The sequence below is a fragment of the Cohnella sp. SGD-V74 genome (assembly GCF_003001675.1).
GTDB lineage: Bacteria > Bacillota > Bacilli > Paenibacillales > Paenibacillaceae > Cohnella.
On sequence record NZ_PVYW01000017.1, the window covers coordinates 21,472 to 34,372 of the forward strand.

Consider the following 12,901-nt stretch of genomic DNA (forward strand, 5'->3'; position numbering starts at 1 on the left):
CCATGTACAATCAGCCCCGGCTCTGCCTATACTGTCCGGGCGTGATGCCTTCGTATTTCTTGAACACGCGCAGCAGCGATTGACTGCTGGCGAAGCCGCATTGCTCGGCGATGTTCTGAATCGCGTCGTCCGTGGACGTCAGCAGCGATTTCACCTTGTCGATCCGCCGCTTGTTGACGAAATCGATCAGATTCTCCCCGGTCTGCTCCTTGAAGAACCGGGACAGATAGGTCGGATTGATGTCGAAAGCCAGGGCAATGCTGGTCAAGCTCAAATTCATGTCGCTTACGTTGCCCAGCACATGCTCCACGACCTGGCTCTTCAAGTCGGTGTTGTGACTTTTCTTCTTCTGCTGCAAGTAGTCGCACACCGTTTTCAGGAATGCCAGGATCTCCTCTTCCATCTCCGCGAACGTCTCGCACTGTGTAATCTGCTTGATCAGATCCGTCTTCTCGACCATAATTTCCGTCGTGCCGAGCTGGAACTGCTCGACCGCTTTCAGCATCGTGCCCGCCAGCTCGAACATGAGCAGCTTGGCCATCTGAGGAGACAGCGTGCCTTCCGAGAAATTCGCCACGAGAATGCGCTGCAGCACTTCCGCCGCCTGCTCGTAGTCGCCCGCGGCCATCTGGTTGATGAACTGACGCTCTTTGTCCAGCGGGTAGTACAGCTCGTTTTTAGGCCGCTTGACGGATTCGTACGCGATAATCTGGTTGGAGCCGAGCACCAGCTTGTACTCCAGCGATTCCTCGGCTTCCTCGTAACATTTCGGAATCGAAGACCAGAGCGTATGAACGTCGCTCACCCCAATGGTGAAGCGGATGAAGAACCGCTCCTGGATGAATTTTTTCGCTTCCGCCGCAATGTGCAGCAGCTCTTTTTTCGCTTCCTTCTCCTTGCCGAGAAAGTTGACCAGACATGCGATTTTCCCGTCGATCTCGGTAAAATATGCGCGATAGCCGGACGCCAGCATTTCGCCGAAAATGTTCGTGACGATCAGGTAGACGAACTGCGATTTTTTCTCCAAATCCAGCTTCTCATTCGCCTGGAACAGCGGAGCGTAATCCTCGATCTGCATAAGCAGCACCGTGAATCGGTCCGTCTCGAAGCGCAGATCGTGCGACTCGATCGCCTGCGACAGCGCGGATTCCGTATCCACCCGGCCGCTCAGCAGACGATTCAAAAATTGATTGCGCAGCACGAGCCTCTGCTCCTGCATCCGCTTGTTGGCCTCATCCTGGATCGCCGCGCTTTCGGTCATGAACGACTGCAGGACGGCGAACTCGTTCGACATGCTCTTCATATTCGTTTTAACCTTGCTGGACACGAAGTCCATCATGTTTTGAATCGGAGCGTAATTCCGTCTCGTCAGCCAGAAGGCCGACAGCCCGCCCAATACGACGCACAGCAGCATCGCCAGGTAGATCAGGTTTTTCAGCAGCGTCACTTTGGCCAGATAGACTTGCTCCGGCAGCACCGAAATGTAGGTCCAATTCGTCTCGTCGGACCGGACGTAAGAGATTGCCGCGTTGCTGCCTTCGATTCGCTCGACCATAAAGCCGCGAGCATTCCGCATCAGCTCCAGAGGAAGCTCCCGCAGCTCGCTTTCCGTGCCGGTCGTCATAATCGGACGGCCTTCCCGATCGAGCACGTACACCGTCCCCTGGCTGGCGAGCTCGATTTTCGAGATCGCTTCCTTGAGCCTGCTCTGGTTCATCAGCACGACAAGCGTGGCACGGGACTGCTTCATCTCCTGCAGCGGCAGCGATTGCACGTAAACAAGAGAGTTCGCTCCCTGCTGCATGTTCTCGTTCAACGTCATGAACGTTCCGGGATCGCCCTTCTCTACCCAATCGAGCCACTCGCCGTAACTGATCCCGGAAGTTTTGTGCAGCACGGAAAACAAGTCGTCTGCCGGCATAAACGTCGTTGTCGTAATGCCGGAGTTATGATTTTTAAGATAAATGTAGACGTCGGTAATATCGCCGTTCGCGAACGTATACGACTTCAGATTCGTGATGATGTCCATCGTGCTGAACCTGGCTTCCGTCGTATTAAGCGTATCGCGGTTCAAGTAGGCCGTCATTTTCGGATCGAACGATAACTGGGTGCCGAAGCGCCTGATGTCGGCGGTCTGATTGTCGACGAATTGCCGGACCTGATCCAGAAGCGTGTCGTTGGACTTGCGCACTTCCGTGACCAGCATATCCTGCGATCGCAGCAATACGACCAAGGTTATGAGTATTGGAATAAACAGGACGAACAGATAAGAATACAACCAAAACTTATAAACCTTGCGCTTCATATCAGTCTTCACCGCCGATGTCGAGTATCGTCCGAGTCCGCGATTGCGGCGCTTACTCTTTCACAGCTCCAATCATGACGCCTTTGGCGAAAAATCGTTGCAGGAACGGGTAAATCAGCAAAATCGGAACCGTAGCAACCATAATTGTAGCATATTTGATGCTTTCCCTTACGCCTTCCTGGTCGGCCATCGCATCGCCGAGCTGCATCGAGCTCGTATCGTTCAGGACCAGGATTTCGCGCAGAATGAGCTGCAGCGGGAACAGCTCCCGGTTGCGCAGGAACAGCATGGCGTTAAACCACGAATTCCAGTGCGCGACGCCGTAGTACAGAATCATGACCGCCACGACGGGCATCGACAGCGGGATGACGATCCGGAACAGAATGCCGAACTCTCCCGCTCCGTCGATCTTCGCCGATTCGATCAAGCTCTCCGGAAGCGCCTCGAACGACGTGCGCATAATGATCAGATTCCACGTGCTGATGGCGACGGGAACGATCAGCGCCAGCAGGCTGTTGCCCATATGCAGCCAATTGTTGACCAGCAAGTACGTCGGAATCAGGCCGCCGCTGAAGTACATCGTGAAGATGATCGCGATCATGATCGGCTTGCGGAGCAGAAACTTCCTCGACAAGCCGTAAGCTCCCAGCGCCGTAAAAAAGAGGTTGGTGAGCGTACCGACGATCAGAATAATGAACGTATTGCGATACCCGCTGAAAATGTTCGGATTGTCGAGCACGCGAGCATAGGCGTCCCAGCTGAAGCCGAGCGGATTAAGCAGCAAGCCTTGGTGCGCGATCAGACGGTTCGAGTCGCTCAAAGACGCCATAACGACGTGGTAAAAGGGATACAGCGTAATGACGACGAGCAGGAGCATGAGTATCCCGTTGGCTAAGTTGAAAACGCGATCGGACGCGGTCAGTTTCATCATCTATCGTTCCCTCCTTACCATAGCCGGTTCCCGGATACGCGTCGGGAAAACCAGTTGGCGCTGATGAGCAATGCAAAGTTGATAATCGCCTGGAACAAGCCGACGGCGGAGGTGAAGCTGTAATTCTGTCCTTCGGCGATCCCTTTGCGGTAGACGAAGGAGGAGATAATATCCCCAGTCTCGTAGGTGTTCGGATTGTAGAGCAGGATGACCTTCTCGAAGCCGATATCCATCAGACCGCCGATGCGCAGAATGAGCAAGATCATAATAATCGGAATCAGGCTAGGCAGCGTAATGCTCCACATCTGCCGGAATCTGCCCGCCCCGTCCACTCTGGCCGCCTCGTACAAATCCGGATTGATGCCGCTGATCGCCGCCAAGAAAATGATCGACGACCAACCGAGCTCCTGCCAGATTCCCGACGCGACGTAGATGCTGCGGAAGTTCGCGGCGTCGCCGAGCAGCGTCGCGCGCTGGCCCCCGAAAAACTCGATAATCGTATTGATGAAGCCGTCGCGGTTCGTAAAATCGAGAATGAGACCGCAGATGACGACGAGCGAGACGAAGTGCGGCAAGTAGGTAACCGTCTGGACCACGCTCTTGAACAGCTTCCTGCGAATTTCGTTCAACAGAATCGCCAACAGGATCGGTGCAGGGAATCCGAACACGAGCTGATAGACGCTGAGCAGAAGCGTGTTGCGCAGTACTCGCCAGAAATAAATGCTGTCGAAGAAATCCTCGAAATTTTTGAAGCCGACCCATGGGCTGGACCAGATCCCTTTCGGAATGCTGTAATCCTTAAAGGCGATAATCGACCCGTACATGGGCAAATACTTGAAAATGAAATAGTACAATACGACAGGCAGCACCATCAGGTAGATGGCTTTATTTTGCACCAGGTCTCTTTTGAGTTTCTGCATCATAGGCGCTCTCCCGCCTCCCAAGAGTTCATAGTTGACTTCCTTTCGCTGTGCTGTGTAATCGGCCGATGCCGGCCATCGGCCTCATCCTGAACTCCATACTATCGGGGCGGGGGTCGCGTGTATATTTTCAACTCTTTAGGACGTATGCAAATCTAGACAAATCGCAGATTACAATTCTTTACGCGATTCATTTATTTTTGGAATGGCGCGGCCAAGCCTTGCGGGGCATGCGTTTGCCCCCTGGCCTCAGTGAAGCTGCAGCCGCGGCTCCAGGGCCAAGATTTGGCCTCCACGTAACCGTCGCTATCCCGCTCCCCCGAGTCCAAGGCCAAATCTTGGCCCTGAAGACTCCCCATGAGTGGCTGGCTCCAATATCGTCACATTAAAAAAGGCTCCCGGACGAATCCGGGAACCTGTCGCCGATCAGCCGTTGGAGCCGTCCAACTTCTGCATCAGCCTGAAGATCAATGCAGCGCTTTCGGCGCGCGTTCCGTTCTCCAACGGACTGAACTTCGTCTTCGAGCGGCCTTCGCCCACCCCGAGTGCGTTGGCTTTGCGGATTGCCGCTTGCGCCCAGCCGGGAGCCGCATCGATATCGGCAAATTCAGTCGATTCGTTATCCGCTGCGATGACGCCCGTCTTGTATTCGTAAGCGCGAACGATCATCGCCGCCATCTCCTGACGGGTGATCGAGGCATTAGGCGCGAATTTGGTCGCTCCGGCCCCCTGCACGATGCCCGCCCGAACCGCCAGAGCAACGTCATGCGCGTACCATGCATTCGGATTCACGTCGGCAAAGTCGACCGTTGCCGCTTCCTGAAGATCCAGCAGGCGAACGAGCAGCGTTGTAAATTCGGAACGCGTAATCGAACGGGCAGGCTCGAACGAATCGAGCGATACGCCCGTAATCAGCTGTCTGGCCGCGAGCTGCTTCACTTGCCCGCTTGCCCAGTGCGAATCGGGCAAATCCGCGAATTGCTTCTCGTATGCGAGAACCGCGTATCGGCCCGGCTCGCGCACGTCTGCCGCCAGCTTGCCGTCGCCGTTCACTCCGCCGACGTACTTCAGCTTGCCGTCCGCTTCGAGCCGGTAAATTCCGACCAAGCTTCCGTCGATAACGGCAGGAAGCAAGAGGGACAGCGGCTCTTCAAACTCGCTCAAATCCGCCGATGCGCCGCTCGGCCGCGTCAAACTCAGCGTAAATCCGACTGCTCCTCCAGCCGTTCGGATAGACGCTCCGGTGCGCTTCCGCTCCGCGGCCAGCAGCGCGTCAAGCTCGCCTTCCTGCACCGCATTCGTCCGCAGCACGATGCTGCCGCCCTGCGCGGAGTCGTCTTCCGCAAGCTTCTGCCACGACTTGAGCAATGACGCCGGAACGCCGATTCCGATGCCGTTCGCCTCTATCGCCAGAGCGTTGTCCGCAAGCCACTCAGCGGCATTGCCCGGTAAAATCAATTCGGAGACCGGCTTGTCGAAGCTCAGCTTAACCTGTCCGTTAACAGCAGCCTCTTGCTGAAGCCTCTCTCCGGTAATTTCTACCCGCTCCGGCGACGGTTCGGGGGTAATCGGAGGAACAGGAGGGGTAACGGGAGAAGGATTTGTACTGCCCTCGCTGCCACTTCCGTTGCCGTTGCCGCCACCACTGCCATTGCCATTTCCGTTACCATTACCCTCTCCGTTGCCTTCGCCCGATCCCTCTGCGCTCTGCTTAACCGTCAGCGTAAACGACGCCGACTTGCCCGCATAAGCCGCGGATATAACCGTCGTCCCGGCAACATGGGCGCGAACAGTGCCGTCCGCGTCCACGGTGGCGACCGTCTCGTCGCTGCTCGCGTACTGCACGCCTTCGGTCAGCACGACCTCATCGTCATTGTCGAACAACGCGCTGGCGACCGCTTGGCCGGTCGTTCCTTCCTCGAGCTCCGCCGGTCCTTCCAGGCGGATGCCGATCAATTCGGCCTCCGGTTCGACGACCTGCAGCTCGAACGATTTCGCTTGGCCTTGATAACGGACGGTGATCGTCGCGTTCCCTCCGCGATGGGCGCGGAGCGTTCCATCCGGATCGACGGAAGCGACCGTCTCGTCGCTGCTCTCGTATTGAACGCCCGCCGTTACAAGCAGACGCGAGTCGTTGCTGTACAGCGCCTCCGTGCGGATGGACGCGGAAGCGCCCGCGAGCAATGATTCGGGGGCCGAGACGACTAGATCCGCAAGCGCCGGTACGTCCGGCTTTAATGTAATTTCCAGATAGGACTTGTAGATGCCGTTCTCGTTTTCCTTACTGCGGATATCGGCAGACAGATCCGTCGTCAGCTCCTTTAGCGTGACGCTGAAGACCCGATTCGGCTCGGTCAAGGATCGGGCCTCGTCCGTCACGTCGAACGATCTCCACTGAAGCTGATTGGAGAACAGGATTTTGTCCGCCAATGCTCCCGCGGCGGGCTTCGTATTCCACGTCACCGCGCCCTCTGACCAATCGTCGGCAATCCGGAAAGCGCCGATCTCCGCCGTTCCCGTACGGCTGTCGTTAATTCTGCTGTACACGAACAGCTTGGCCGAGTCAATCTCCGCGCTGGCATCCAATTCGTTCAGATCGAATTTCAGCAGCACCTCGCGCAAATAATTGCCGGTGCCGTTTTTGATATTCAAATACCCGACCGAGCCGAAGTTGGTCGAAGCGCTGTCTCCGGCGTTGACATAGGCATCCTCGGCAACGGATACGACGATCGGCTGCTCGAACTCGACCGTGCGGTTCGGGTCGAAGCGCAGCTTGATCGCATAGGTTTGTCCCATGCCGCCCTGCGTGTCGATCTCCAACCGGAGATAGGGCATCGTCTGCAGCACTCGAACTCTCGAATCCGCTGCGATCGTCTCTCCGGCCACCTTGGCGAGATCGACGACGACCTTGTTCGCCTTCCAGGTCGGATCGGACACCGCTACCGTCAGCTCCGTTCCTTGCTCGCGCACCTGGACGGAAGCCGGACGATCCGTCCTCACGCCTGCTGCCGCGGCGCCTTCCCAGAAGTTGTAGGAGCTTACGCCCAGCTTTTTCTCTTTAACGGCATGCGCCTGGTTCGTCTGGCTGAGAATCTCGATATCGGGATTGCTGCTGTAGCTCTCCGTCGCCGAAGCGTCCTGATTGGGCAGCAGAACGTAAGCGTAATCGCCGTTGTCCGGCGCCGTTCCGTGCCCGAAGGCCAGGCTCAAATAATTTCTCGTTACTTCGTCGGCGCTCTCGCCCGAATTGATCGCCTTCCACGAGCCTGTTCTCGCTTCCCGCAAGGCGGAAATCGCCGGACTGTGCGGGAAGTAGTAGCCGATCCGTTCACCCGGAACGTTCCCTGCCAGATGCGCCCACCGAACGTCGCTCAACGTCGCCTGCCAGCCAAGCTGGCTCGGCTGCGCTTCGCCGTTGACGAGCAGGACGTTATCGCCGGCATCGTTGATCTGGCGATTCTCCACGATCGTCTCCACGTTGCGCTGGTCGGGGCTTGCAATGCCAGAACCCAGGGCAACGATCTCGTCGTCGAACATGAACCAGGATTTTTTCGCTTTCAGATTGCTTCCCGTGCTCTTGCTCAGGGACATATCCAGACCTGCCGAACCGTACAGCCCGTCGATCGACGAGCCGCCGACCCAATCGCTGCCGTTATAGAAGGAACCCCAAGCCGCCGGCGCTTTCGCATAGCCGTCCGTCGTCGTCCCCGGCAAACGGAAGCTGTTCACCGTCGGCCAGTATTGGTTGCTGAACTGCTTCAGATCGTCAGTGTACAAGCTTGTCATTCCGATGCCGGTGTACCAGCCTTTGGCATTCTCGCCGTTGCCGAACTCGAAAGCAGAGATCCGGTCGGAGAACATGCTGATGCCGAAGCCGAAGCCTTCCCGCAGATGCGCGACACGGTCCATCGCCGAAAACTGCTGATGCTTCACAAGCGGTCCTCGCGGCGTAACGGCGGGGTCCGTCGCGATGCTCTTGAGCACGTTAATATCGTACAGGGACAGGCCGCGATAATACGATTCGAAGCTGGTATCCGCGGCAATCCATTCCTTGATCTTGCTTTTCATGCTTGCCGCATAAGGCTCGGGAGCTCCCTGCGTCAATCTTCCTATCGTGCGAATAATGCCCCGTCCCGTCAGATGGTCGGAATCCCGCGAGCGCGAAATGCTGCGCCCTCTGACCGAATCCATAATCGCCCCTTTGTAGATCAACGGTTCGAAGACGTTCTCCACCCACCGGTACACATTTTCCACGTTCGGATCCGTTATCTCCCACGGCGAACCGCTGTACAAGTAGAGCAAATCCGATACCCGCCCCAGCAGAACGGAACCGTAGCCTCCGGTATAAGCGTTGTTGCTGTGCTGGATCAACGAGCCGTCTCGGTAAATGCCGTCGCCCGAGCTCGTATACTGGAACTCGCCCGAGATGGAGCCTCTGGCCAGGTCGACTCTCGCGGAATTATCGCCCAACACCCCGGACAGCGTGACGACGAGAGCTTTGTCCAGCAGATTGGCGCCGGTCTCAACGACGCTTGCGTTCTGCACCCGTTTGCGAGGATCGGGCACAAACCGGTCTATCGTCTGCAAGTATTGGCTGCGCTTGGCTTCGGGCAGCTCGTCGTACAGCAGCACAAGGACGTTGGCAAGCGCTTGGGGCGCGCCGATCTCCCAATCCCACCAATTGTCGCTGATCGACTTGCCCGGATGATATTGATATTGATGCATCCATTCCAGCGCTTTCAGCGCGTCGCTCAGCAGTTCGGCATTGCCGTAGTAAGCCGAATGAGGGTTCGAATACGCCGCTGCCATGTCGACAATTCGGCCGTAAGCGCTCGAAATGTTGGCCGACTTCGTATTCGTCTTCGTAATGACGCCCGCGAACAAGGCGGTCGGATCGGCCTCCTTGCTGAGCAAGTCCCAGCTTCCCGTCTGCTCGGCATTCGAGACTTTGGCATTGAGCAGCTCGATCGCCAGTTGGATGTCGGGATCGCCGACCTGGATTTCCTGCCCGCCCAGCAGCAGGTCGCGCCATTTTGCGCGCAATGAGGCATAGCCGTCCAGCATCTCGGACGATTCGATCATCACTGTGCTCTGTGCCGCGAACAGCCCATCCGTGGTAGCTGCGCGAATGACAGCGGTTCCAATATCGTGAGCCGTAACCGTGCCCTGCTGATCAACGGTCGCCACGCCCGGATTCAAGGAGCTCCACGTCAACTCGTAACCGGAGCTGTCCGCAGGCAGCACTCGGGGAACCAGCGTAAAGCTGTCGTCCTTGCGCAGCTTGACCGTCGCCGGCTCCAACGCAAGGCTGGTCATGCCGTCCCATTCCTGAAGCGTAATATCGTCAAACCATGCCGTTCCCGTGCCCGTTTCGAAGAACGGCTCCAAGCGGATGTAACGGGTCGATTGCGGCGCGTTCAGAATCATCTCCCGATACGTCCAGTCGTTCGTTCCGGTCAGTTTGCTGAGACTGGGACCGTCCCCGATTTTCACGTTCGATCCGTCCTTGGAGGTCAGCTTCTCCCAGTACTGGGTTCTGATGAATACGCCCTGGCTGGCGGCAACGTCCTCTGTCTTGATCCAGGCTCCCAACTTAAACGTCCTTCCTCCGGCAGGCACCTGGTCCACCGTCACGTCCTGGCTTAATCCGGTTCTGGCCGTGGCCGGGTGCTTGACTTCGACCGAGCTGCCGCCGGAACGGTACACAGCGTCCGTCACCGATACGAGCCCGCCGGCGGTAGCCTTCCACACTCCCCAGCCGTCGGCTCCCGCTCCGTTCACCCAATCCGCTTGGCCGGTTTTCACCGTTTCGAAGCCGCCGTTATATGCCAGATTCGAGGAAGCTGCCCGAACGCTCGGCTGGGCAGCCGGCGCTGCCGCAGAAATCAGCTGAACCGCCATCGATATCGCCAGCACCCTGCTCACACCTCTTAAAAGCGCTTTCAAGAACATCACCTCTGGATAAATTGGATTGAGTCATGCCTGGAGTAAAAAAGAGGCTGTCCCAATAAGCCAGGGCAACCCAAATGATCAGAAAAGAATGGGGATATATCTCCATGTTCAGGAATCGATCATTTGATGTTGTTATCCTCTAGTGGCTTATGGGACGGCCCCTCGCTGCTATTAACGCTGTTGGAAGCGGTCGAAAGCGGCTTGCTGAATTTCAATCGCACGATCGATGCCCATTTTCTTGAATTGCTCCAGCGCTTTGTCGAAGCTGTCGATTTGGGAGGAGCCCATGATAATCTTCGTCACGACTTCCTCGCGGTACGTGTTGACGTCGGTCATGATTTTCGCGTATTCGGAAGCTTCGTCCGGCGTCATCGCGATCGGCGGAATGAGCACGGAAGCCGCGTTGCCCGCGAATTGGGCGAATACTTTGACCGCTTCCTTCTGCGCGTCCAGCGCATAGTATTGGTCGTTGTAACGGTCGTCGTCCGGTCCCGGGAACGGATAGTTGGCGATAAAATGTTTGCCCATCGCTTGGCCGATCGGCAGCTTGTCCGGGTTGGCCATGATCAAGTCGGTATATTTCGGCTGTCCGTCCACCAGCGTGTAGGTTTTGCCCTCGACGCCGAAGTTTTTGAGCATCGCGCCTTCTTCGCTGAACAGGTAATCCAGCGCCTTGACCGTCTCGGCCGGATTTTTGTTCGTGCTGGAGATGAGCGCTCCCGTGTTGCTGTAATCCCAGCCCGTCTCGGTGAAGCGCGGCTCGTCGCCTTTGTTGAGCACCGGATATTGCACGCCGGCCAGCATCGCGCTCGGGTTGCTCTCCTGCAGGGCAGGCAGCCATGCGCCCAAGCTTCCTCCGATATATCCGAACGTAGCGGCCGCTTTGCCGGACGTCATCTTCGCTTCCTTGGCGCTGTTGTCGTTGGAAGCGTAATCCGGATCGATCAAGCCGTCCTTGTACCACTGCTGCATGCGAGTCAGGTAGTCCTTAAACGCAGGCTGCTGCGGACCGTACAACACTTTGCTGCCGTCGAGATAGAAATCTTTGCCGATGCCGTACGCTCCGAGGAAGTCCATCGAATCCTTGGAACCGAGCAGCGTCGTCTTCTCCGAAGTGTACGGGAAGATGCCTTTCTTCTCTTTAATCGTGCGCAGCACGTTTTCCCACTCGTCGATCGTCTCCGGCATCGCCAGCCCCAGCTCGTCGAGCCAGTCTTTGCGGATCATCTGGCCGGAGAACGTCTTGTATTTGCCGTGATCGCCGACCTTCAGGTTCGGGAACACGTAGATGTCGCCGTTGTCGGACTTGATCTGCTTGGCGATCAGCGGGTTCTCGTCCAAAATTTTCTTCAAGTTCGGCGCGTGCTGATCGATCAGTTCGTTCAGCTTAATGATGGTTCCGTCTTGGAACAGCTTGGCCGGTCCGCCTTGGAAGTTGCCCATGTTCCAGATGATGACGTCCGGATATTCGCCTGAAGCGATCATGACGCCGAATTGCTGCTGGGCGTCCGCGCTCGTGCCGGTGGGATGTTCGAACTTGAATTTGACGTTCGTCTTCTTCTCCCACTCCTGAACCATCTCTACGTCGCTCAGGCTCTGCACGACCGCTTGGGCGTTAGGGTTGAGCGGATGCCATACTTTCAAATTAACAGGCGCCGCCGAAGCGCCTCCGGAGCTTTGCGCTTCACCGGATTGGGACGGCGTGCCGCTCGCGGAGCTGTTGGAGTTGTTGCTGCTCTTGGAGCAAGCCGTGGCTACAGCTCCGAACGTAAGTACAATAGCGAGCAGAAGCGCGAATTTGGAGAAAGCTTTCTTCTTCATCTGTTACTCCCCTTTTAAGTTGAGTTGGATGTTCCTGCATGACCGCTGCACGTTGCAAGGCGGCCGGCGGTTCATCTGCTTTTCATGGTATAGGGGACCCGGGGATCGTGTATATTCGCAACTCTTGAAGCCGTATTCAAATCTAGACAAATCGCGACTAACAATTCTTTACGGGGTTCATTTATCTTTGGAAACCCCTTGGGAATGCCCTGTCCGAATAAGAGTCTATCACAAATTTCGGGTCTCGCAGCCGTTGAAAAGAAACAGAGCGCCATCCAATATATGGACGACGCTCCGCCGGTTAATGACGAGGGCTTTCCTGAATGACCTGCACGGCTTTCGTCAGCTCGCGCAAAATGTCGGACTGCAGCTGCGGCTCCTGGTAGATCGCTTTGATATAAGCTTCGCCGGCTTGGCCGGACGTATAACGCGGAGGCAGATGATTCAGCGCCAGCAAGACGATGTCCATCTGGCATTGCCCGCAGCTGCATTGCAGAATGCCCGTTTTTACGTAATGTTCGTCGAACAAGCCGCTGACGATCGGTTCCATCGCATTAAATACAGACAACTCCCGCGAAAAGAACATAAATCCACTCCCCACTCGCATCCATCCGACACTTCCCGTTCGGACCGGGCGCATTATCTCTCTGTTATGTGTATATATCGGTTTAATGTCCTCGGATCTACAGATATGCATCTATTCATTCAGCCGTATGAGCCTTTAAGCAAGCTTGGCAGATGCACGCCTGATTGCGCGTTCCCTCCGGAAGCAGCTCGAACAGCGTTGGGGGAAACTTCTCGTCGACGCACCAGCAAGAACCGGTCGACGCTTTCGCGACGCTGCCGCAGCCGTTGCCGCCGCCGCACAGCGGACATCTGCCCGCATCAATCGCCTTCCCGCTATCCGCTCCCATCGCCGCCCGCCTCCCTTGCTTCTGTCTTCCATTGTAGCAAAAAGACCGCTCCCGCAAC

General features: G+C 56.7%; 7 protein-coding genes. All 7 read right to left on the minus strand.

The features are described from left to right. Positions 1-10: 10 nt before the first annotated feature. Positions 11-2,305 (minus strand): AraC family transcriptional regulator, encoded by a 2,295-nt coding sequence (locus B0G52_RS23560; protein ID WP_094047857.1) that lies wholly within the window; start codon positions 2,303-2,305, stop codon positions 11-13. A 52-nt stretch (positions 2,306-2,357) separates the two neighbouring features. Then, positions 2,358-3,236, minus strand: coding sequence for a carbohydrate ABC transporter permease (locus B0G52_RS23565; RefSeq protein WP_094047858.1), 879 nt, complete (start codon positions 3,234-3,236; stop codon positions 2,358-2,360). A 14-nt stretch (positions 3,237-3,250) separates the two neighbouring features. After that, on the minus strand, positions 3,251-4,156 hold the full coding sequence (locus B0G52_RS23570) for an ABC transporter permease (RefSeq protein WP_094048060.1): 906 nt from the start codon (positions 4,154-4,156) through the stop codon (positions 3,251-3,253). 426 nt (positions 4,157-4,582) lie between these two features. Further along, positions 4,583-10,072, minus strand: coding sequence for a polysaccharide lyase family 8 super-sandwich domain-containing protein (locus B0G52_RS23575; RefSeq protein ID WP_158223838.1), 5,490 nt, complete (start codon positions 10,070-10,072; stop codon positions 4,583-4,585). Positions 10,073-10,279: 207 nt separating this feature from the next. Next, positions 10,280-11,929 (minus strand): extracellular solute-binding protein, encoded by a 1,650-nt coding sequence (locus B0G52_RS23580; protein ID WP_094047860.1) that lies wholly within the window; start codon positions 11,927-11,929, stop codon positions 10,280-10,282. Between the two features lie 301 nt (positions 11,930-12,230). Continuing rightward, positions 12,231-12,515, minus strand: coding sequence for a late competence development ComFB family protein (locus B0G52_RS23585; protein WP_158223839.1), 285 nt, complete (start codon positions 12,513-12,515; stop codon positions 12,231-12,233). A gap of 115 nt (positions 12,516-12,630) precedes the next feature. Then, positions 12,631-12,843: a cysteine-rich CWC family protein gene (locus B0G52_RS23590; protein WP_094047862.1), complete on the minus strand. Its 213-nt coding sequence runs from the start codon at positions 12,841-12,843 to the stop codon at positions 12,631-12,633. Positions 12,844-12,901 lie beyond the last annotated feature (58 nt).

What these genes read in the sequence shown, in the direction of transcription:
- B0G52_RS23560 (WP_094047857.1), bottom strand. Translation starts at nt 2,305, where the DNA reads ATGAAGCGCAAGGTTTATAAGTTTTGGTTGTATTCTTATCTGTTCGTC.
- B0G52_RS23565 (WP_094047858.1), bottom strand. Translation starts at nt 3,236, where the DNA reads ATGATGAAACTGACCGCGTCCGATCGCGTTTTCAACTTAGCCAACGGG.
- B0G52_RS23570 (WP_094048060.1), bottom strand. Translation starts at nt 4,156, where the DNA reads ATGCAGAAACTCAAAAGAGACCTGGTGCAAAATAAAGCCATCTACCTG.
- B0G52_RS23580 (WP_094047860.1), bottom strand. Translation starts at nt 11,929, where the DNA reads ATGAAGAAGAAAGCTTTCTCCAAATTCGCGCTTCTGCTCGCTATTGTA.
- B0G52_RS23585 (WP_158223839.1), bottom strand. Translation starts at nt 12,515, where the DNA reads ATGTTCTTTTCGCGGGAGTTGTCTGTATTTAATGCGATGGAACCGATC.
- B0G52_RS23590 (WP_094047862.1), bottom strand. Translation starts at nt 12,843, where the DNA reads ATGGGAGCGGATAGCGGGAAGGCGATTGATGCGGGCAGATGTCCGCTG.